The sequence below is a fragment of the Micromonospora sp. NPDC049203 genome (genome assembly GCF_043197215.1).
In the GTDB taxonomy this organism is placed as follows: Bacteria; Actinomycetota; Actinomycetes; order Mycobacteriales; family Micromonosporaceae; genus Micromonospora.
Map to the genome: position 1 here is coordinate 625,727 of NZ_JBICSV010000003.1, position 20,023 is coordinate 645,749.

General features: G+C 74.9%; 18 protein-coding genes. 12 read left to right on the forward strand and 6 right to left on the reverse strand.

From position 1 onward, the window contains the following. Positions 1-17 precede the first annotated feature (17 nt). The gene (locus ACGFIA_RS12040) at positions 18-1,202 is read right to left on the reverse strand and encodes a pyridoxal phosphate-dependent aminotransferase (RefSeq protein WP_357389027.1); all 1,185 of its coding nucleotides are present in this window, start codon (positions 1,200-1,202) and stop codon (positions 18-20) included. Between the two features lie 31 nt (positions 1,203-1,233). Beyond that, complete coding sequence (locus tag ACGFIA_RS12045; RefSeq protein ID WP_357389029.1) at positions 1,234-2,202, reverse strand: MmpS family transport accessory protein; 969 nt, start codon at positions 2,200-2,202, stop codon at positions 1,234-1,236. A gap of 272 nt (positions 2,203-2,474) precedes the next feature. Between ACGFIA_RS12045 and glmS the strand changes: the two genes are divergently transcribed. Further along, entirely contained in the window at positions 2,475-4,388 is a 1,914-nt protein-coding gene (gene glmS, locus ACGFIA_RS12050; protein WP_357389031.1) for a glutamine--fructose-6-phosphate transaminase (isomerizing), read from the forward strand. A gap of 115 nt (positions 4,389-4,503) precedes the next feature. On the opposite strand, the gene ACGFIA_RS12055 is transcribed toward glmS, so the two are convergent. Then, complete coding sequence (locus ACGFIA_RS12055) at positions 4,504-6,117, reverse strand: alpha/beta hydrolase (RefSeq protein ID WP_357389033.1); 1,614 nt, start codon at positions 6,115-6,117, stop codon at positions 4,504-4,506. Next, the gene (locus tag ACGFIA_RS12060) at positions 6,114-6,416 is read right to left on the reverse strand and encodes a hypothetical protein (RefSeq protein ID WP_357389035.1); all 303 of its coding nucleotides are present in this window, start codon (positions 6,414-6,416) and stop codon (positions 6,114-6,116) included. The genes ACGFIA_RS12055 and ACGFIA_RS12060 overlap by 4 nt, the downstream gene beginning before the upstream one ends. Before the next feature lie 217 nt (positions 6,417-6,633). Between ACGFIA_RS12060 and ACGFIA_RS12065 the strand changes: the two genes are divergently transcribed. From ACGFIA_RS12065 to tsaE, 4 genes are all read left to right on the forward strand, one after another. After that, positions 6,634-8,112 carry an NAD(P)H-hydrate dehydratase gene (locus tag ACGFIA_RS12065; RefSeq protein ID WP_393259782.1) on the forward strand — a complete coding sequence of 493 codons (1,479 nt, stop codon included), beginning with the start codon at positions 6,634-6,636 and terminating at the stop codon, positions 8,110-8,112. 84 nt (positions 8,113-8,196) lie between these two features. Beyond that, the gene (gene alr, locus ACGFIA_RS12070) at positions 8,197-9,315 is read left to right on the forward strand and encodes an alanine racemase (RefSeq protein WP_357389039.1); all 1,119 of its coding nucleotides are present in this window, start codon (positions 8,197-8,199) and stop codon (positions 9,313-9,315) included. Next, positions 9,312-10,385 (forward strand): alpha/beta hydrolase, encoded by a 1,074-nt coding sequence (locus ACGFIA_RS12075; protein WP_357389041.1) that lies wholly within the window; start codon positions 9,312-9,314, stop codon positions 10,383-10,385. Before alr ends, ACGFIA_RS12075 begins: the two co-directional genes overlap by 4 nt. After that, positions 10,382-10,864: a tRNA (adenosine(37)-N6)-threonylcarbamoyltransferase complex ATPase subunit type 1 TsaE gene (tsaE, locus tag ACGFIA_RS12080; protein WP_357479896.1), complete on the forward strand. Its 483-nt coding sequence runs from the start codon at positions 10,382-10,384 to the stop codon at positions 10,862-10,864. Before ACGFIA_RS12075 ends, tsaE begins: the two co-directional genes overlap by 4 nt. Here the strand turns inward: tsaE and ACGFIA_RS12085 are convergent. Then, positions 10,861-12,243 carry a lipase family protein gene (locus ACGFIA_RS12085; protein ID WP_393259786.1) on the reverse strand — a complete coding sequence of 461 codons (1,383 nt, stop codon included), beginning with the start codon at positions 12,241-12,243 and terminating at the stop codon, positions 10,861-10,863. The two genes, tsaE and ACGFIA_RS12085, sit on opposite strands and share 4 nt — an antisense overlap. Before the next feature lie 180 nt (positions 12,244-12,423). Between ACGFIA_RS12085 and ung the strand changes: the two genes are divergently transcribed. The 7 genes from ung (at position 12,424) to ACGFIA_RS12120 (ending at position 19,218) form a co-directional block, all read left to right on the forward strand. Further along, the gene (gene ung, locus ACGFIA_RS12090; protein WP_357479903.1) at positions 12,424-13,116 is read left to right on the forward strand and encodes a uracil-DNA glycosylase; all 693 of its coding nucleotides are present in this window, start codon (positions 12,424-12,426) and stop codon (positions 13,114-13,116) included. 117 nt (positions 13,117-13,233) lie between these two features. After that, positions 13,234-13,911 carry a tRNA (adenosine(37)-N6)-threonylcarbamoyltransferase complex dimerization subunit type 1 TsaB gene (gene tsaB / locus ACGFIA_RS12095; RefSeq protein WP_357389047.1) on the forward strand — a complete coding sequence of 226 codons (678 nt, stop codon included), beginning with the start codon at positions 13,234-13,236 and terminating at the stop codon, positions 13,909-13,911. Then, the gene (rimI, locus tag ACGFIA_RS12100; protein WP_393259789.1) at positions 13,908-14,351 is read left to right on the forward strand and encodes a ribosomal protein S18-alanine N-acetyltransferase; all 444 of its coding nucleotides are present in this window, start codon (positions 13,908-13,910) and stop codon (positions 14,349-14,351) included. Before tsaB ends, rimI begins: the two co-directional genes overlap by 4 nt. A 5-nt stretch (positions 14,352-14,356) precedes the next feature. After that, a complete protein-coding gene (gene tsaD, locus ACGFIA_RS12105) occupies positions 14,357-15,403 on the forward strand; it encodes a tRNA (adenosine(37)-N6)-threonylcarbamoyltransferase complex transferase subunit TsaD (RefSeq protein ID WP_357479909.1) in 1,047 nt (348 codons plus the stop codon). 17 nt (positions 15,404-15,420) lie between these two features. Next, a complete protein-coding gene (locus ACGFIA_RS12110) occupies positions 15,421-15,675 on the forward strand; it encodes a hypothetical protein (RefSeq protein WP_393259792.1) in 255 nt (84 codons plus the stop codon). 70 nt (positions 15,676-15,745) lie between these two features. Further along, positions 15,746-17,452 carry an ABC transporter ATP-binding protein gene (locus ACGFIA_RS12115; RefSeq protein ID WP_393259795.1) on the forward strand — a complete coding sequence of 569 codons (1,707 nt, stop codon included), beginning with the start codon at positions 15,746-15,748 and terminating at the stop codon, positions 17,450-17,452. After that, the gene (locus tag ACGFIA_RS12120; RefSeq protein WP_357479916.1) at positions 17,449-19,218 is read left to right on the forward strand and encodes an ABC transporter ATP-binding protein; all 1,770 of its coding nucleotides are present in this window, start codon (positions 17,449-17,451) and stop codon (positions 19,216-19,218) included. Before ACGFIA_RS12115 ends, ACGFIA_RS12120 begins: the two co-directional genes overlap by 4 nt. A gap of 51 nt (positions 19,219-19,269) precedes the next feature. On the opposite strand, the gene ACGFIA_RS12125 is transcribed toward ACGFIA_RS12120, so the two are convergent. Next, the gene (locus ACGFIA_RS12125) at positions 19,270-20,007 is read right to left on the reverse strand and encodes a DUF4142 domain-containing protein (RefSeq protein ID WP_357389059.1); all 738 of its coding nucleotides are present in this window, start codon (positions 20,005-20,007) and stop codon (positions 19,270-19,272) included. Positions 20,008-20,023: the final 16 nt, after the last annotated feature.

Genomic DNA, 20,023 nt, shown 5'->3' on the forward strand with positions numbered 1-20,023 from the left:
TCGGCGGGCGGCGTGGTTCAGTCCGTGCGCAGGCGGTGCAGGCGGGTCACCGCCTCGGCCAGCACCTCAGGTCGCTTGCAGAACGCGAACCGGATCAGCCGGCGGCCGGCCTCCACGTCGTCGTAGAACACCTGCGTCGGCACCGCCACCACGCCGCAGCGCTCCGGCAGCGCCCGGCAGAACTCCACCCCGTCCCGGCCGCGCAGCGGCGTGACGTCGGCGGTGACGAAATAGGTGCCCTCCGGCGCGAGCACGCCGAACCCGGCGTCGGCCAGCCCCGCGGCGAGCTGGTCCCGGCGGCGTTGCATGTCGTCCCGGAACCCGGAGAAGTAGGCGCCCGGCAGCCCGAGCGCCACCGCCACCGCGGGTTGCAGCGGCCCGGCGTTGACGAACGTCAGAAACTGCTTCACCCGCAGTACGGCTGCCACCAGCGGCGCGGGCCCGCTGACCCAGCCGACCTTCCAGCCGGTGCAGGAGAACGTCTTGCCGGCCGACGAGATGCGCAGCGTCCGCTCCCGCATGCCCGGCAGCGTGGCCAGCGGTACGTGCGGCGCGGCGGCGTCGGTGAACACCAGGTGTTCGTAGACCTCGTCGGTGACCGCGTACACGTCGTGTTCCCGGCACAGCTCGGCCACAGTGGCCAGCTCGTCGGCGGTGAAGACCTTGCCGGTCGGGTTGTGCGGCGAGTTCAGCAGCACCAGCCGGGTACGCGGCCCGAACGCGGCCCGCAGTTCGTCCGGGTCGAACGCGTACCTGCCGTCGGGGCCGGGCCGCAGCGTCACCGGGCGGCGGACCGCGCCGGCGAGCGCGATCGAGGCGGCGTACGAGTCGTAGTACGGCTCGAAGCAGACCACCTCGTCGCCCGGCTCGCAGAGCGCGAGGATGCTCGCCGCGATCGCCTCGGTCGCCCCGGCGGTCACCACGATCTCGCCGTCCGGGTCGTACTCCAGGCCCCAGAACCGGCGCTGGTGCTCGGCGACGGCGGCGCGCAGCGCGGGGATCCCCGGGCCGGGCGGGTACTGGTTGTGGCCGGTACGCAGCGCCTCGGCGGCGGCGGCGAGCATCTCCGGCGGGCCGTCGGTGTCCGGGAAGCCCTGCCCGAGGTTGACCGCGCCGGTACGCACGGCGAGAGCGGACATCTCGGCGAAGACGGTGGTGCCGAACGGCCGCATCCGGGCCACCAGGGGATCGGTCGTCGTCACGGCGGCCAGCCTACGGCCCGCCGCCGAGTGCTCACCAGCCGAAGCAGGTCGCGCCGTACTCGCCCGAGTCCTTGGAGACGACCTTGCCGTTGACGGTGATCCGGCAGGTCACGTCGCCGGACTCGACCGGGCTGGCGATGATCTGCACCCGCTCGCGGTCGTTCGCCGTGAAGCTCAGCCGCCAGGGCGTGTCCACGGCACCGGGCTGGTGGAAGTTCGCGTCCGCGTCGTAGAACTGCACCTCGGCCTCGCCGTCGGTGGCGGTCACCTCGTACAGCACGGTGAACTTGCCGGGCCCGCCGGACGGGGTGGTGGCCGGCCGGGCCGGGGCGCGGCTGGGCTCGTCGGCCCACCCGGGCGGCCCGTCGGGCTCGCCGTACAGCGGCCCGTCGTACCGCTCGCCGGAGGCTCCCGTGCTGTCCATCCCCCGGCCGAGGAAGGACAGCCCGACGCAGCAGCACACGATGAGTGCCAGAACGGTGACGATGCCGACCACCAGACCGGCTACCCAGCCGCCGGCGCTGCGGCGGGGAAGCCCGCCGGGGTGCGCGTACGGCGGCGGGTAGGGCGCGGGCGGATAGGGGCCCGGCGGGTAGGAGCCGGGCGGGTAGGCGCCCGGTGTCCAGCCCGGCTGCGCCGACGAGCCGGGTACGCCCGGCTGGGCCGGCCACCCGGGCCCGCCCGGCACGCCTGACGACTGGGGATCGCCGGGGGCCGGCGGGGCTGCCGGGTCGGCCGGAGCCGCCCACCCCGGTCCGCCCACCGGCCGGCCCGCGCCGCTCGGGGACGTGGCCGGGTCGGTCCCGGACGCGCTCTCCGGGCCGGGGGCCGCCCAGGGGCTGGGTGCCGGGGACGGCGACCAGGGCTCGGGTGGCGTCCACGGCTGCGGGGCGGCCAGCGGGTCCGGTGGCGTCCAGGAGGAGGGCTGCGGCGTGGCCGGCGCGGCGGTCGGGTCGGCCGGTCCGGGGGCCGGTTCGGGGGAGGGGGTCGTCTCGGACATGGGCTCAGCTCACAGGGGTACGGCGCGGACGACCGCGGAACGACGGGGCCGGGGGACGGCGCCCGGCCTCAATGTAGGCGGTGACGGCCAGCCACGCGGTCCCGGCCGGCGGTCCGCGTGCCGCGTCCCGAACCGGTCCGGGCGGTCCGAACGACCCCTATGGTGCTTTGTCCGGCAATGGCCACCTCGGCGTTCGGTTCGCTCAAAATCAGTGATCGTTAACCGGCCTTCCGAGCACGCGCGATGAGCGAAACTCGGTTAGGCTGCGGACCATGTGTGGAATCGTGGGTTACGCCGGTGCCCGCCCGGCGCTCGGCATCGTGCTCGACGGACTGCGGCGTCTCGAATACCGCGGCTACGACTCGGCCGGTGTCGCAGTGGTCTGCGAGGACGAGCTGCTGACCGAGAAGAAGGCCGGCAAGCTCGCCAACCTGGAGAAGGTCCTCTCCGAGCGGGCGGCGGACAACCCCGAGGACTGCGCCGCCAGCCCGATCGGCATCGGCGACGGCACCACCGGCATCGGCCACACCCGCTGGGCCACGCACGGCGGCCCGACCGACCGCAACGCCCACCCGCACCTCTCCCCGGACGGCCGCGTCGCGGTGATCCACAACGGCATTATCGAGAACTTCGCGAAGCTCCGCGCCGAGCTGGAGGACGAGGGCGTCGAGTTCACCAGCGACACCGACACCGAGTGCGCCGCGCACCTGATCGCCCGTGCGCTGGCCGACCTGCGCTCGGCCGGCGAGCCCGACAGCCCGCAGCTTCTCGCCGCCGCCATGCGCGTGGTCTGCGGGCGCCTGGAGGGCGCGTTCACGCTGCTCGCCGTCGACGCCGGCATCCCCGGCGCGGTGGTCGGCGCCCGGCGCAACTCGCCGCTGGTGGTCGGCCGGGGCGACGGCGAGAACTACCTGGCAAGCGACGTCGCCGCGTTCATCGAGCACACCCGGGACGCGGTCGAGCTGGGGCAGGACCAGATCGTCCTGATCACCCCGGACAGCATCGACATCACCGACTTCCACGGTCAGCCGGCGAGCGGCACTGACTTCCACATCGACTGGGACTCGTCGGCCGCCGAGAAGGGCGGCTACGACTGGTTCATGCTCAAGGAGATCGAGGAGCAGCCGCAGGCCATCGCCGACACGCTGCTGGGCCGGCTCACCGAGACCGGCGAGATCGCCCTCGACGAGGTCCGCCTCAGCGAGCAGGACCTGCGCGACGTCGACAAGATCTTCATCGTCGCCTGCGGCACCTCCTACCATGCCGGCCTGGTCGCCAAGTACGCCATCGAGCACTGGACCCGCATCCCCTGCGAGGTGGAGCTGGCCAGCGAGTTCCGCTACCGCGACCCGGTGCTGGACCGGTCCACCCTGATCGTGGTGATCTCGCAGTCCGGCGAGACCATGGACACGCTGATGGCGCTGCGCCACGCCAAGGAGCAGAAGGCCCGCGTGCTGGCGATCTGCAACACCAACGGCTCGACCATCCCGCGCGAGTCCGACGCCGTGCTCTACACCCACGGCGGGCCGGAGATCGCCGTCGCCTCCACCAAGGCGTTCCTCACCCAGGTCGTCGCCTGCTACCTGATCGGCCTGCACCTGGCCCAGGTGCGCGGCATCAAGTTCGCCGACGAGGTGGGCGCCGTGGTGGCCCAGCTCCAGGAGATGCCGGGCAAGCTGCGGGAGCTGCTGGACCGCATCGAGCCGGTCCGCGAGCTGGGCCGCGAGCTGAAGTCCGAGCCGACGGTGTTGTTCATCGGCCGGCACGTGGGCTACCCGGTGGCGCTGGAGGGCGCGCTGAAGCTCAAGGAGCTGGCGTACATGCACGCCGAGGGCTTCGCCGCCGGCGAGCTGAAGCACGGCCCGATCTCGCTGATCGACAAGGGCACCCCGGTGATCTGCATCGTGCCCTCCCCGGTCGGCCGGGGCATGCTGCACGACAAGGTCGTCTCCAACATCCAGGAGGTACGCGCCCGCGGCGCCCGCACCATCGTGATCGCCGAGGAGGGCGACCAGGCCGTGGTCCGGTACGCCGACCACCTGATCTACGTGCCGCGTACGCCGACGCTGCTGGCGCCGCTGGTGACCACGGTGCCGTTGCAGGTGCTGGCCGCCGAGATCGCCGCCGCCCGCGGGCACGACGTCGACCAGCCCCGGAACCTGGCCAAGTCGGTCACCGTCGAGTAGTTCCGGCTCGTCCACGGTCCCTCCGCTCGTCCACCGGGTGGAGGGACCGCGCCGTTTCCGGCCTGCCACGCGAGCGGTCGTCGGGCGGTTCCGGGCCGCCGCCGGAGGGCGCTGGTCACCGGCCCAGCACGATCCGGGCCATGCCGTCCAGCGCCGGGTTGTCCGGATCCCAGTAGCCGGTGTGGCCGTGCGGGGCGCTCGGGAAGCGCCGGCCGCCGAAGCCCGGCGCGCTCGGGTCGGCGCCGAACCAGAGGCGTTCGCCGTGCCCGTCCAGCGCGGCGAGCGCCGGACCGAGCGGCGTACCCGCCAGCAGCGCGCGGCGGGCCAGCTCGTCCGGCGGGCGGGTCAGCCGGATCACGTCGTCCGGCGCTGTCGACGACCAGACCTGCCCGGCGGGCATGCGCAGGTCGGCGGCGTGGTCCACGCCGACTCCCGGGGAGCCCACGAAGACCAGCGCGTCGGCGCTCAACCCGTGGTCGCGGGCGGCCGCGCCGACCACCAGCGAGCCGTAGCTGTGCCCGAGCACCGTCTGCCGGGCCGGCGGGCCCTCGTGCGCGGCCCGCAACCCCTCCTGAAACCGGTGCAGCGCCGGGCCGGCGTCCTCGGCCTGCCGGGTGCCGGCCGCCTCGGTGAGGAAGTCCGGCGCGTCGTAGTCCAGCCAGAGCACCGCCGCCGTCTCGTCGCCGGGCCCGAGCGCCGCGCACCGCCGCAACACCCGGGCCGCCCGGTCCAGCTCGGCCGGGGCGTCGGCGAGATCCGAGGTCATGCCCGGGACGTAGGTGAGCACCGAGGCGGCGCGGTCCGGGTTGCCGAGCGCCACCACCGCGCGGCCGTCGCCGGCCGGGTCGAGCCCCAGCAGGTACGCCCGCGGCGCCCCGCCCGACGCCAGCCGCTCACCGAGCCCGTCCAGCCCGCGTAACGCCGCCTCGACACCTGCCAGCCGGACCCGCCGGGACACCTCCGACGGGCCGGCCGGAAGCGGGCGCAGCAGGGCGAGCCGCCGGACGAGCAGCTGTTCCCGCCGCCGGCCGAGCAGCAGCCGGTTGGCCTGGTCCCGCGCGGCGGCCGGCAGCCCGTCGAGACGGCCGATCCGGCCCGGTTCCCGCCCCACCAGCCAGCGCCGCTCGGCCGGGCTCAGCGCCGCCCACCAGCGGCTCACCTCGGCCGGCCCGGCGCCGGGGCCGGGCCGCCACGCGGGCGGGACACTGACCCAGCCGCGTACCGCCGCGGTGGTCAGCTCCGCCAGCCGGGCGGCGGCCTCCCGGTCGGCGGCTCCGGCGAGCGTGAGCGCACGCCGGATCCCGGTCCGCGCGTCGGCCACCGCCGGCCCCGCCTGCGCCATCGGCCGGGCCGGATCGGGCCGGACCGCTCCGGTGCGGTCCACGAGCAGGCCGCCGGACTCGGCGCGGGCCACCTCGGCGCCGAGCCGGGCCTTCGCCGCGCCCAGCCGCGCGCCGAACTCGGCGAGCACCTGGTCGACCTCGAACAACGCCGGCAGCACGTCGGTGAGCTCGGTGCGCAGGCCCTCGATCCGCCGCTGCGCCGCCGTCGAGGCCGTACCCGACCACCCGGGGCGGAGCGCGCCGATCCGGGCGGTCAGCGCGTCGGCGCGCTGCCGTACCGGCCCGGCGAGACCACGCCACGCCGTCGCGGCGGTGCACCAGGAGCCCGGGTCGGCCCGCCAGAGCTGCGCGTAGCCGGCCGGCACGTCGGTGGTGCCGCCGTTCACCGGAGCACCCCGGCGAGGCGGCGGGCGGCTCGCTCGTCCACCGCCTCGTAGCCGTCCGCCCCGCGACGTATCGCCTCGGCGGTGTCGGCCACCCGGGCACCGAGCGCGCCGGACCAGCGGCAAACCGCCGACTCAAGGTCGGCCAGCGCCGTACCGGTGCGCCAGCCGTCCGGTGCCGCCACCAGCAACGACTCCGGCGCCGCGCCCGGCCCGCGAGCCAGTCGGTAGGCGTCGTCGGCCAGCTCGCGCGCCACAGTGCGCAGCAGCCCCGGGTCGACGTCGAACGGTTTCTCCACCACGTGCCCTCCCTCGCCCGGCGCCACCGGCCGGCTCCGGACACCGGGACGCTAGGCGGCACTCGACAGCGTCCGCCGACCCCTGTGGACAACGTCCGGGGTTATCCACAGGGGCGCTCCGTCAGCCGGTCCGCGCCGCGTACCGCCGGTAGGGTGAGGCCGTGATCGGGGGAGCCGCGGGCGGAAGCTGAGCCGGCGCGACCGGACGGGGTGGGGTGGCATGAGACGGGTGTGGCGGGTCGCTGACGTTCGCGCGGCGGAAGCGGGCCTGATGGCCGCCCTCCCGCCCGGCACGCTGATGCAGCGGGCCGCGGCCGGGCTGGCCCGCCGCTGCGCGTTGCTGCTCGGCGGCCGGGGCGGCGTCTACGGCGCCCGGGTGCTGCTGCTCGTCGGCTCCGGCGACAACGGTGGTGACGCCCTCTTCGCGGGCGCGCACCTGGCCCGCCGGGGCGCGGCGGTGACAGCGCTGCTCCTCACGCCGGGCCGGGCGCACGCCGAGGGCCTGGCCGCCCTGCGCGCCGCCGGTGGCCGGGTGGCCGACCGGCCGCCCGAGGTGGTCGACCTGGTGCTCGACGGCATCGTCGGCATCGGCGGCACCGGCGGGCTGCGGGAGACGGCCGAGCAGTTGGCCGCGAGCCTGACCGGGCAGCGTGGACGCGACGGCACGCCCGCCACAGTGGTCGCTGTCGACGTGCCGAGCGGCGTCGCTGTCGACACCGGCCACGTCCCGCTCACCGACGCGGGTCGGCCCCGCGCGGTCCGGGCCGACGTGACTGTCGCCTTCGGCGCGCTCAAGCCCGCACTGGTCGTCGGCCCGGCCGCCGAGCTGGCCGGAGAGGTCGAGCTGGTCGACATCGGGCTGACGCCCTGGCTGCGCGGCACTCCGGCGCTCCAGGTGATCGAGCGGGCGGACGTGGCCGACTGGTGGCCGGCGCTCGGCGCGTCGTCGGAGAAATACTCCCGGGGCGTGGTCGGCGTGGTCGGCGTGGCCACGGGCTCGGCCACCTACCCGGGCGCGGCGGTGCTCTCGGTCGCCGGGGCGCTCGCCGGCCCCACCGGCCTGGTCCGCTACGCCGGGGGCGCCAAGGGCGAGGTGCTGCACCAGCACCCGTCGGTGATCGCCACCGGCAGGGTCGCCGACGCGGGCCGGGTGCAGGCGTGGGTCTGCGGCTCCGGGCTCGGCACCGGCGAGGAGTCCGCCGCCGAACTGCGCGCGGTGCTGGCCGCGCCGGTGCCGGTGGTGCTCGACGCGGACGCGCTGACGCTCCTGGTGGACGGCAAGCTGGCTGACCGGCTGCGCGGGCGGGACGCGCCGATAGTGGTGACGCCGCACGACCGGGAGTTCGCCCGGCTCTGCGGCGAGATGCCGGGGGAGGACCGGGTCGCCGCCGCGCTGCGGCTGGCCGCCTGGATGAACGCGGTGGTGCTGCTCAAGGGCGACCGTACGGTCATCGGTACGCCCGACGGTCGCGCGTACGTGAATCCGACCGGCACCCCGGCACTGGCCACCGGCGGCACCGGCGACGTGCTGGCCGGGTTGCTCGGCTCGCTGCTCGCCGCCGGGCTGGCGCCGGAGCGGGCCGCCGCCGCGGCGGCGTACCTGCACGGGCTGGCCGGGCGGGAGGCGGCGCGTGGCGGTCCGGTGACCGCGCCCGACGTGGCCGCCGCGTTGCGTCCGGTACTGGCCCGGCTGGGCTGATCCGGGCGGCGACGCCAGGTAGCGAGGGGCACCGCCCACCCGGCTCACCGCTCTGATGATCACTGACGGAAGTAGGCTGAGGACATGTGGCAGTCGGAGGTGCGCGTCGACCTGGACGCGATCCGGGAGAACGTGACCCGGCTCAAGGCCGGCACCAGCGCCGAGCTGATGGCGGTGGTCAAGGGCGACGGGTACGGCCACGGCATGGTGCCGGCCGCCCGCGCGGCGCTCGACGCGGGCGCGGACCAGCTCGGCGTCTGCACGCTGGACGAGGCGCTGCGCCTGCGCGAGGCGGGCATCACCGCGCCGGTGCTGGCCTGGCTGCTCGACCCGGGCCTGCCGTTGCACGACGGGATCACCGTCGGCGTCGACCTCGGCTGCGCCAGCCTCACCCAGCTCGACGAGATGGTCGAGGCGAGCCGCCGGGCGGGCCGCGCGGCCCGGCTGCACCTCAAGATCGACACTGGGCTGGCCCGGGGCGGCGCCACCGTCGCCGACTGGCCGGCGCTGCTGGAGGCCGCCGCGAAGGCCCAGGCCGAGGGCGTGGTCGAGGTGGTCGGCGTGTGGAGCCACTTCGTGTACGCGGACTCGCCCGGTCACCCCACCACCAACCGTCAGCTCGCCGTCTTCCAGGAAGGGCTGGAGATGGTGGCCCGCGCCGGTCTGCGTCCGCGCTACCGGCACCTGGCCAACTCGGCCGCCACGCTCACCCGGCCCGACACCCATTTCGACCTGGTCCGTCCCGGTATCGCCGTCTACGGCCTGTCGCCGGTGGCGGGCGAGCAGTTCGGTCTGCGTCCCGCCATGACCGCCCGCGCCCGGGTGATGCTCACCAAACGCGTGTCGGCCGGCACCGGTGTCTCCTACGGGCACACCTACCTCACCGAGCAGGAGACCAACCTCGCCGTGGTGCCCCTCGGCTACGCCGACGGGGTGCCCCGGCACGCCTCCAACACCGGCCCGGTGCAGCTCGCCGGCAAGCGCCGGACCATCTCCGGCCGGGTCTGCATGGACCAGTTCGTGATCGACTGCGGCGACGACGAGGTGGCCGCCGGAGACGTGGCGACGCTGTTCGGCAGCGGCGCGGACGGCGAGCCCACCGCCGACGACTGGGCCGAGGCGGTCGGCACCATCAACTACGAGATCGTGACCCGCTTCGGCGGCGTGCGGGTGCCCCGCGTCTACGACGGCGAGCGCGCGTGAACGTCCGGTTGCCGCGTCCGCGTACCGCCGCCGGGAAGGTCGCCGGGCTGGTCGGCGTGGCCGCCGCCGGGCTCGCGGCGGGCGTGGTCGGCGAGCGGGTGCTGGTCCGCCGGCTCAAGAACGACCCGACCGACAGGTACGCCGGCGAGGTCTTCGGCGAGCAGCGCTACGACGAGGCGTACCGGCTGGAGATGCCGGACGGCACCGACATCCACGTGGAGGTGGTCGAGCCGACCCGACCGGTCGCCGGGCACCCGACGGTGGTGCTGGTGCACGGGTTCTGCCTGGACATGGGCACGTTCCACTTCCAGCGCAAGCGGCTCACCGAGCGCGGCGACTACCGGGTGGTCGCGTACGACCAGCCGGGGCACGGCCGCTCCGGCCGGCTGGAGAGCGGCGAGTACGACCTGACCGCGCTGGGTCACACGCTGCGCCGGGTGCTCGACGAGGTGGCCCCGGACGGCCCGCTGGTGCTGGTCGGGCACTCGATGGGCGGCATGACGATCATGGCGCTGGCCGAGCTGTACCCGGAGCTGTTCGGTGACCGCGTGGTCGGCACCGTGCTGATGGCCACCTCGGGCGGCCTGGCGGCGGAGACCAAGCTGGTGGCGCCCGCGCTGCTCGGGCGCGTCGGTTCGCCGGTGCTCTACATGATGAGCAACGCCACCCGGTACGGCGGCACCGTGATCGACCGGGCCCGTCGGTCGACGGCGAACGTGGCCTGGCTGCTCACCCGCAAGTACGGCTTCGGCACCTCGAAGCCGAGCCCGGCCCTGGTGTCGTACGTCGAGATGATGAACTCGCGCACATCGGCCGACACGGTCACCCGCTACCTGCGCACGATCGCCACCCACTCCCGGTTCCCGGCGCTGGCCGCGCTGGCCGGCACGCCGGTGCTGGTGATAGTGGGTGACAAGGACATGATCACGCCGGTGACGCACTCCGAGGAGATCGTCCGCCGGCTGCCGGACGCCGAGTTCGTGAAGATCCACGACAGCGGGCACGTGGTGATGCTGGAGCACGCCGACGAGGTCAACGCGGCGCTGGAGAGGTTCCTGGATTCGCTATGACGGTGCTCGTGGAGCTGAAGACGGTCGACGACACCCACGGGTTCGGGCGGCGGCTTGCAGGAGTGCTGCGCGCCGGCGACCTGCTGCTGCTCAGCGGGCCGCTCGGGGCCGGCAAGACCGCGCTGACCCAGGGCATCGGCGCCGGTCTGGGCGTACGCGGGGACATCACCTCGCCCACCTTCGTCATCGCCCGGGTGCACCGGCCCGACCCGGCCCGGGGCGGCCGGGTGACGCTCGTGCACGCCGACGCGTACCGCCTGGGCGAGGCCGCCGATCCGCGAGCGGAGATCGACGACCTCGACCTGGACGCCTCGGTGGACGAGGCGGTCACCGTGGTGGAGTGGGGCGAGGGCATGGTCGAGCAGTTGACCGACGCGCACCTGCGGGTACGCATCGACCGCCGGGACGACGACACCCGGGCGGTCACGCTGGAGCCGGTCGGCGGCGACTGGGCCGCCCGGGTCGCCGGACTGTCCTAGGGCTGGAGCGGCATCGTCCAGCAGTTGGAGTAGGCCGTGCGACCGGCGAGCCGGTCGGTCAGCCAGGCCACCGCGTCACCCTGGTCGGTGATGAGCGGCGCCAGGTGATTGGTGAGGAGCTTGTCCCCGAGGTTGGGCAGGCTGACGGCCTGGTAGGTCACGTCGGCGCCCTTGCGGCACCAGTCGACAGCCAGTTGGCGGGCCTGCCGGTGCGGCACGATGTCGTCCTGGACGCCGGTGGCCACGCGTACCGGGCCGGCCGGCTTGAGGGTGCCGATGCGCTGGCGGTCGAGCACGGCGCTCGCCTCGGGGGAGGCGGCGATGACGGCGGTGAGGGACCGGCCGCCGGTGATCCATCTGCTGCTCCTGGTGAACGCGTAGCGCAGGATCGCGTCCCCGACGCACATTGTCGAGGTGTCCTTCAGCGCCGCCCGGCCGGCCTCGTTGACGTTCGCCTCGATGACGTCCCGCACCGCCGGGTCGGACTGGGCGAAGCCGTTCAGTGACCAGCCCAGCGCTCCCGCCAGCGCGCTGCCGTCGATGCCGCCGATGACGGCGGTCAGATCGGCCGGCGGCGCACCGACGTAGGTGCCGGCCAGCGGCACGTCGGGTGCGTACGTGGGCTGGAGTTCGGCGGCCGCGGCGCTGGCGCCGCCGCCCTGGCTGTAGCCGTACAGGCCGACCCGGGACCGGTCGGTGACCGACGCGCCCGGCACGGCCCGGGCGGCGCGGGCCGCGTCGAGCAGGGCGCGTCCCTCGTCGAGCCGGTTGACGTAGGTGTGCAGCCGGTCGGTTGCGCCCAGACCGACGTAGTCGGTGACCACGACGGCGGCGCCGGTGGCGAGCAGGCGGTAGACGGCCAGCGCCTCGTAGCCGACGGACAGGGTGTCGCCGGTGAGCGTGAGCGGGTGTTGCAGGGCGAACGAGGGCGCGCACTGGTCGCCCTGCCCCATGGTGCCGGAGGCGAGGGCCACCAGCGGACGCGGCCCGGTGCCCCGCCACTGCGCCCACGGTTCGATGTAGGCGCCGGTCACGCCGACGGCCTGGCCGTTGGAGTCGGTGGACCGGTACATCAGCCGGGTGGCCGTGCCGGGCATCGGGCGGCCGTCGAGCCCGGGGATGCTCAGGCCGAGCGGCAGCGGCTCGGTGCGGATCAGCGTGCCGTTCGTGGTGGGCAGGTCGGCGGGCGGTTGGTAGAAGGCCGGGATCGTCACGCCTCGGGAGACCACCGGCGTGGCGCCGTCGGCCGCCGCGGGGACGCCGGATCCGGCCAGGTAGGTGGCTACCGCCGCGGCGACGGCCAGCATCCGGAGGCCGACGGCGCGGCGAGGGGAGAGGGCTGCGGAGGGCGTACGGGGACGGGTGTTTCTGCTGCTCACGGGCACTCCTAGCAAGCATCGATGGTGGTGGATGCAAGCTAACAGTGGTGGTGTGGCGTAAGTAACTTGCCGGTAGGTTACGCTCCGGTAACTTTTCCCGCCAGTGCCCGGCCCCGCCGCCGCCGGGGAGTGTCGGTCGAGGCTGGTATGAAGAGGGCGACCGACTAGGAGAGGTTGCCGATGCCCGACGCCCCCACCCTGGACCTGCCGGCCCTGCTGCCGGAGGACTGGCGTGCCGTGCTCACCCCCCACCTCGACCCGGCCCGCACCGCGGCGCTGGCCGAGTTCGTCGCCCGGGAGTACGCGACAGCCACGGTCTTCCCGCCGCTGGAGGACCTGTTCTCCGCCTACCGGCTGTGCGGGCCGGCCGACACCCGGGTGCTGATCCTCGGGCAGGACCCGTACCACAAGGCGGGCCAGGCGCACGGGCTGAGCTTCAGCGTGCGCGAGGGGGTGGCGGTGCCGCCGTCGCTGCGCAACGTCTTCAAGGAACTGGGCGAGGACCTGGGCGTACCGAAGCCGCGCAACGGCAACCTCGACGGCTGGGCCGCGCAGGGCGTCCTGCTTCTCAACTCGGTCCTGACCGTTCGGCAGGCCACGCCCGGCTCGCACGCCAACCGGGGCTGGGAGGAGTTCACCGACGCCACCATCCGGGCGCTCGACGGGCTCGACCAGCGCGTGGTCTTCCTGCTCTGGGGCGGCTACGCCCGCAAGAAGGCGGCGCTGGTGACCAACCCGCGGCACGTGGTGCTGGAGGCCGGGCACCCGAGCCCGATGAACCCGCGCGGCTTCCTCGGCAGCCGCCCGTTCAGCGCGGCGAACAAGGCGCTGGCCGACGCGGGGCTGCCCACCATCGACTGGGAGCGCTCATGACCCAGAGGCATAAGGCTCTCACCTCTTCTCTTTGATGCGGGGCGCTACGCACCGTGACCGGGCGCGCGGCGAGGGCGTGCCGGAGGCGGGCGGGGCGGACGGCTAGGCTGGCTTACCGTGCTCGTACTCGTGGTGGACTCCTCGACGCCCGCGGTGACCGCGGCGCTGGCCGAGGTCTCGGCGGACGGCGTCGCGGTCCGCGCGTCCCGGTGCACTGTCGACGCCCGCGCCCACGGCGAGCTGCTCGCGCCGCAGGTCGACGCCGTCCTGGCGGACGTCGGCGCGCGTCCCGCCGACCTGGCCGCGATCGTCGCCGGTCTCGGCCCCGGCCCGTTCACCGGACTGCGGGTCGGGCTGGTCACCGCCGCCACCATGGGCCAGGTGCTCGGCGTGCCCACGTACGGTGTCTGCTCGCTGGACGGGATCGGCCACCCGGCGGCCGCCGGCGAGCCGGTGCTGGCGGCGAGCGACGCGCGGCGCCGGGAGATCTACTGGGCCGTCTACGACGGCACCGGCCGGCGCCTGGCCGGGCCGGAGGTGGCGGCCCCGGCGGTGGTCGCGGAGCGGGCGCGCGACCTGGCCGTCACCGTCGCGGTCGGCGACGGCGCGCACCGGTACGCCGAGGTGCTCGGACTGCCGGTACGCGACGAGCCGCGCTACCCGGACCCGCTGGCGCTGGCCCGTCTCGCCGCGCCGCGGATCCGCGCGGGCGCGCCCGGCGAGACGCTCACCCCGCTCTACCTGCGCCGCCCGGACGCGGTCGCGGCCACCGGCCACAAGCCGGTCCTGCCATGAGGCTGGGCCGGTTCCGCTGGTGGCACATCGACCAGGTGCTGCCCATCGAGGCGGACCTCTTCGGCGCCGAGCAGTGGTCGGCGGCGATGTTCTGGAACGAGCTCGCCAACGGGCACTTCTACCTGGTCGCCACCGACGACGACGGCGCCGTGCTCGGCTACGCCGGGCTGGCCGTGTCCCCGCCCGACGAGGCGTGGGTGCAGAACGTCGCGGTCCGCCGGGACGCGCACCGCCGGGGGATCGGCCGGCTGCTGCTGGAGGCGCTGCTCGCCGAGGCGTCCCGGCGCGGCGTCCGCAGCACGCTGCTGGAGGTCGCTGCCGACAACGCGCCCGCCCAACGGCTCTACGCCACCTACGGGTTCGAGCCGATCGGCGTACGGCGCGGCTACTACCAACCGAGCAACACCGACGCGCTGGTCATGCAGCGCAACGAGGACTGACGCGCATGGCTGACGAACCCCTGATCCTCGGCATCGAGACCTCCTGCGACGAGACCGGCGTGGGCATCGTGCGCGGGCACACGCTGCTCGCCGACGCGCTGGCCTCCAGCGTCGAGGAGCACGCCCGGTTCGGCGGCGTGGTGCCCGAGGTGGCCAGCCGCGCCCACCTGGAGGCCATCGTGCCGACAATGGACCGGGCGCTGCGCGAAGCCGGCGTCACCATCGCCGACATCGACGCCATCGCGGTGACCTCCGGGCCGGGACTGGCCGGCGCGCTGCTCGTCGGGGTCGCCGCCGCCAAGGGGTACGCGGTGGCGGCGGAGAAGCCGGTGTACGGCGTGAACCACCTCGCCGCGCACGTGGCTGTGGACACGCTCGAACACGGCCCGCTGCCCGAGCCCGCGATCGCGCTGCTGGTCTCCGGCGGGCACTCCTCGCTGCTGCGTGTCGACGACCTGGCCCGTGACGTCGTACCGCTGGGCGCCACCATCGACGACGCGGCGGGGGAGGCGTTCGACAAGGTGGCCCGGCTGCTCGGGCTGCCGTTCCCCGGCGGGCCGTACATCGACCGCGAGGCGCGGGCCGGCGACCCGGCGGCGATCGCCTTCCCGCGCGGGCTGACCGCCGCGAAGGACCTGGCCGGGCACCGGTACGACTTCTCCTTCTCCGGCCTGAAGACGGCTGTGGCCCGCTGGGTGGAGGCGCGGCAGCGGGCCGGTGAGCCGGTGCCGGTCGCCGACGTGGCCGCGTCCTTCCAGGAGGCGGTCTGCGACGTGCTGGTCGGCAAGGCGATCGACGCCTGCCGCAGCAGCGGCATCGACACGCTGGTGATCGGCGGTGGCGTGGCGGCCAACTCCCGGCTGCGGGCGATGGCCGAACAGCGGGCCGGCCGGCACGGCATCCGGGTGCGTACGCCCCGGCCGAAGCTCTGCACGGACAACGGCGCGATGGTGGCCGCGCTCGGCTCCCACCTGGTCGCCGCGGGCGTCGCGCCGAGCCGGCTGGACCTGCCGGCCGACTCGGCGATGCCGCTGACAGTGGTCAGTGTGTGAGCGGGGAGGGGACCGACATGATCGTCCGGATGTGGGAGGCGAAGGCCGAGTCGTACGGCTTCGCCGAGTTGATCACCTGGGTCTGCGAGACCGCGCTGCCTGATTTCGAGCACGACCCCATGCACGTCTCCAGCGAGGTGTTCTCCTCCACGGACCACCGGCTTGTGGTCATCTCCAAGTGGCGGAACAACCCCCGTGAGCTGACCGAGCCGCCGGCCCGGCTGATCGCGCGCCCGCCGCACAGCTGGGACTTCACCCAGGTGGACCGCTGACGCGAGGGTCGTCACGGCGGCCGGAATTGGTTGGCGCCCGGGTCGTCCCGGCACCTAGCGTCGGTGGGTCATGCGCTTCTCACCGGCCGGTGATCCCGGCACCCCCGACGCGCGGTCGGCCACCCGGTATCTCGTGTGGCTCGCCGGGCGGCACCCCGTCTTCTTCGGCGCCGGTCTCGCGCTCGGCGTGATCTGGATGCTGGCCCAGGCGCTGGTGCCGGCCGTGCTCGGCCGCGCCGTGGAGGCCGGCCTGGCCCAACGCGATCCGGACGCGCTGGTGCGCTGGAGTCTGGTCCTGCTCGGGCTGGGCCTGGTGCAGGCCGTCGCCGGGATCCTGCGCCACCGCTGCGCGGTGCACAACTGGCTCGGCGCCGCCTACCGCACGGTGCAGGTCACAGTGGACGCCACCAACCGGCTCGGCGCCGCGCTGCCCCGGCGGGTCGCGGCCGGCGAGGTGGTGAGCATCGGCACCGCCGACATCGAGCACATCGGCAGCGCCATCGACATCACCGCCCGGGGCGTCGGCTCGGTGGTCGGCATCGTCACCGTCGCGGTGATCCTGCTCAGCGCCTCCCCGGCGCTCGGTCTCGTGGTGGTGCTCGGGGTGCCACTGCTGATGGCGCTCGTGGCGTTGCTGATCCGCCCGTTGCACAGGCAGCAGGCCGCGTACCGGGACTCCACCGGCCGGCTCACCGCCCGGGCCGCGGACATCGTCTCCGGCCTGCGCGTGCTGCGCGGTGTCGGCGGCGAGCCGGTGCTCTCCGAGCGCTACCGGCAACGGTCGCAGGCGTTGCGCGCGGACGGGCTGCGGGTGGCCCGCGTCGAGTCGCTGTTGCAGGCCGCGCAGATCCTGCTGCCCGGCGTCTTCGTGGTGCTGGTGACCTGGCTGGGCGCCCGGTTCGCGCTGCGCGGCGAGATCAGCGCCGGCGAGCTGGTCTCGTTCTACGGCTACACCGCGTTCCTGGTCAGCCCGCTGCGCAACCTGACCGAGGCGGCCGACAAGCTGACCCGCGGGCACGTGGCGGCCCGCCGGGTGGTCCGGTTGCTGCGGCTCGCGCCGGAGTTCACCGACCCGGCCACCCCGGTGCCGGTGCCGGCCGGGCCGGGCGAGCTGGCGGACGTTCGGTCCGGGCTGGTGTTGCGACCGGGCCGGCTCACCGCGCTGGCCGCCGCCACCCCGCAGGACGCCACCGAGATCGCCGACCGCCTCGGCCGGTACGCCGACGGGGACGTCACGCTGCACGGCGTACCGCTGCGGGAGGTGGCGCTGGCGACGGTGCGCGAGCGGATCCTGGTGGCCGACAACGACGCGCAGCTGTTCAGCGGCGTGCTGCGCACGGAGCTGGACCCGCACGACCGGGCCGGGCCCGGGGTGGTGGAGGCGGCGCTGGCCGCGGCGAGCGCCACCGACATCGTCGAGGCGCTGCCCGGCGGCCTGGACAGCGAGGTGGCCGAACGCGGCCGGGAGTTCTCCGGCGGGCAGCGGCAACGCCTGCGGCTGGCCCGCGCGCTCGTCGCCGACCCGGAGACGTTGATCCTGGTCGAGCCGACCAGTGCGGTGGACGCGCACACCGAGGCGCGCGTCGCCGAACGGCTCGGCGCGGCCCGCCACGGCCGCACCACGCTCGTCTGCACCACGAGCCCACTGGTGCTCGGTCACGCCGACCACGTCGTCTTCGTGGAGGACGGCAAGGTCGTCGCCGAGGGCCGGCACGAGGAACTGCTCGCCACCGAGCCGCGCTACGCCGCCACGGTGAGCCGGGAGGAAGACCGATGAGCAACGCGCTGCCCGTCGCCGACGGCGCCCAGGTCCGCCGGTACGCGCGGGAGCTGATCCGCCGTCACCCGCGCGGCCTGGCCGCCGTGCTCGGCCTGCACGCGCTCGCCGCCGGGGCCGGGCTCGTCACCCCGCGCCTGCTCGGTGACCTGGTGCAGGGGATCTCCCAGGGCATCGCCGCGACGACCGTGGACCGGGTCGTGGCGGCGATCGCCGCGTTCGTGGTGGTGCAGGCGGTGCTGGTCCGCTTCGCGCACCTGGCCTCCGCCCGGCTCGGTGAGCGGGTGCTCGCCGAGCTGCGGGAGGAGTTCGTCGACCGGGTGCTCGCGCTGCCGCTCGCCACAGTGGAGCGGGCCGGCACCGGGGACCTGCTCACCCGCACCTCGCGGGACGTCGCCGCGCTGTCCCGCACGGTCCGGTTCGCCGGGCCGGAGACGCTCATCGCGGCGCTCACAGTGCTGCTGATCCTCGGTGCGCTGGTGCTGACCGGCCCGCTGCTGGCGCTGCCCAGCCTGCTGTCGGTGCCGGTGCTGTGGGCCGGCACGCGCTGGTACCTGCGCCGCGCGCCGCAGGGCTACCTGCGGGAGAACGCCGCCTACTCGGACATCACCGACGGGATCAGCGAGACGGTCGAGGGGGCGCGGACCACCGAGGCGTTGCGGCAGGCGGCCCGCCGCCGGGCTCGCGGCGACGCGGACATCCGCCGGTCGTACGCGGCCGAGCGTTACACGCTCTACCTGCGGACCGTGTTCTGGCCGGTGGCCGAGTTCGGCTACCTGGTGCCGATGGTGGCGACCCTGCTCATCGGCGGCTGGTTCCACCTGAAGGGCTGGGCCACCCTCGGCCAGGTCACCGCCGCCACGCTCTACGCCCAGCAGCTCACCGACCCGATCGAGCGGCTGCTCGGCTGGCTGGACGAGTTCCAGGTCGGCGGCGCGTCGCTGGCCCGGCTGCTGGGGGTGGCCGCCGAGCCGGACGAGCGCGCCAAGGCATTCGCCACGCCGGACGAGCGCGCCGCCGCTCCGGGCAGTGCGGGCGGCGCGGGCCGGCTCGCCGCGCACGACGTCCGGTACGCGTACCGCCCGGGGCACGACGTGCTGCACGGCGTGACGCTGGAACCCCGGCCGGGGGAGCGGCTGGCGATGGTCGGCCCGTCCGGTGCGGGCAAGTCGACGCTGGGCCGGCTGCTGGCGGGCGTGCACGCGCCGAGCGCCGGCGCGGTGACGGTGGACGGCCGGCCGCTCGCCGGCATGCCCCTGGCCGAACTGCGTACCCACGTCGCGCTGGTCAGTCAGGAGCACCACGTGTTCATCGGTACGCTCGCCGACAACGTGGCGATGGTCCGGCCGGACGCCGACCCGGCGCGGGTACGCGCGGCGCTGGCCGCCGTCGACGCGCTGGACTGGGCGCTGGCCCTGCCGGACGGGCTGGACACGCCGGTCGGCGCGGACGGCCACCCGCTCACCCCCGCGCAGGCGCAGCAGCTCGCGCTGGCCCGGCTGGTGCTCGCCGACCCGCACACGCTGGTGCTGGACGAGGCCACCTCGCTGATCGACCCGCGGGCGGCCCGGGCCCTGGAACGGTCGCTGTCGGCGGTGCTGCACGGCCGCACCGTCATCGCCATCGCGCACCGGCTCTTCTCCGCCCACGACGCGGACCGCGTGGCGGTGGTCGCCGACGGCCGGATCACCGAGCTGGGCTCACACGACGAACTGGTCGCGGCCGGTGGCTCGTACGCCGCGCTGTGGCGGTCCTGGCACGGCTGAGGACGCGCGACGGGCCCCGGCGGACGTGCCGGGGCCCGTTCGGCGGCCGGTTCAGGAGCGGCGGGCCAGCCGCCAGGTCGCGTACCCGCCGGTGCCGAGCGCGATCAGGAACACCGCCCACACCACCCCGGTGCCGACCTGGAGCCCACCGCCGCTGCCCACGTTGGCCTGGGCGGCGGCGACGAGCGAGTCGCTCTGCGCGGGCGGCAGCGCGGCCGGCGGCAACTGCTGCCAGCGCACCAGCCCGGTGCTCTCCAGCATGGTCATGTGGTCGTTGACGAACGTGTTGGCGTCCTCGGCCAGCTTGCGCACGATCGGGTCGCGGGTGCTGGCCCGGACCGCGCCGATCACCGGGAAGATCTTGCCGTGGGCGACCCGCAGCCGGGTGACGAAGATCTGGTCGAACCGGGCGCCGGTGGCGTTCTGCATCTCGGTCAGCCACCCCTTCTGCTCGGCGGTCGGATCCGTCGGCAGGGTGGCGCCGAGCTTGTTGGCCGCCTCGACCACCAGCTGGTCCAGCTGCGCGTGCTGCTTGGCGATCTCCGCGCCGACCTCGCGTACCCGGGCGGACTGGCCCTTCTCGGCCGCCATCTGCCCGGCCGGCATCTCCCACAACCCGGCCAGCCGTACGCCGTTGAGCAGCGTCATGTCGGCGGCGTTCATCTGCACGCCGGGGTTGGGCGCGGCCTGCGCCGTCCCGGGAACGACGCCGATCCCCGCGCCCAGCGCGGCGAGCAGCAGTACCACCCGGTGCGCCAGCTTGCGGCGTGCGGATTCCAGCGATGCCATGGTTGCGGTGCCTCCT

What these genes read in the sequence shown, in the direction of transcription:
- glmS (WP_357389031.1), top strand. Translation starts at nt 2,475, where the DNA reads ATGTGTGGAATCGTGGGTTACGCCGGTGCCCGCCCGGCGCTCGGCATC.
- tsaD (WP_357479909.1), top strand. Translation starts at nt 14,357, where the DNA reads ATGGCTGACGAACCCCTGATCCTCGGCATCGAGACCTCCTGCGACGAG.
- ACGFIA_RS12125 (WP_357389059.1), bottom strand. Translation starts at nt 20,007, where the DNA reads ATGGCATCGCTGGAATCCGCACGCCGCAAGCTGGCGCACCGGGTGGTA.
- ACGFIA_RS12045 (WP_357389029.1), bottom strand. Translation starts at nt 2,202, where the DNA reads ATGTCCGAGACGACCCCCTCCCCCGAACCGGCCCCCGGACCGGCCGAC.
- ACGFIA_RS12110 (WP_393259792.1), top strand. Translation starts at nt 15,421, where the DNA reads ATGATCGTCCGGATGTGGGAGGCGAAGGCCGAGTCGTACGGCTTCGCC.
- ACGFIA_RS12065 (WP_393259782.1), top strand. Translation starts at nt 6,634, where the DNA reads ATGAGACGGGTGTGGCGGGTCGCTGACGTTCGCGCGGCGGAAGCGGGC.
- tsaE (WP_357479896.1), top strand. Translation starts at nt 10,382, where the DNA reads ATGACGGTGCTCGTGGAGCTGAAGACGGTCGACGACACCCACGGGTTC.
- ACGFIA_RS12115 (WP_393259795.1), top strand. Translation starts at nt 15,746, where the DNA reads ATGCGCTTCTCACCGGCCGGTGATCCCGGCACCCCCGACGCGCGGTCG.
- rimI (WP_393259789.1), top strand. Translation starts at nt 13,908, where the DNA reads ATGAGGCTGGGCCGGTTCCGCTGGTGGCACATCGACCAGGTGCTGCCC.
- ung (WP_357479903.1), top strand. Translation starts at nt 12,424, where the DNA reads ATGCCCGACGCCCCCACCCTGGACCTGCCGGCCCTGCTGCCGGAGGAC.
- ACGFIA_RS12120 (WP_357479916.1), top strand. Translation starts at nt 17,449, where the DNA reads ATGAGCAACGCGCTGCCCGTCGCCGACGGCGCCCAGGTCCGCCGGTAC.
- alr (WP_357389039.1), top strand. Translation starts at nt 8,197, where the DNA reads ATGTGGCAGTCGGAGGTGCGCGTCGACCTGGACGCGATCCGGGAGAAC.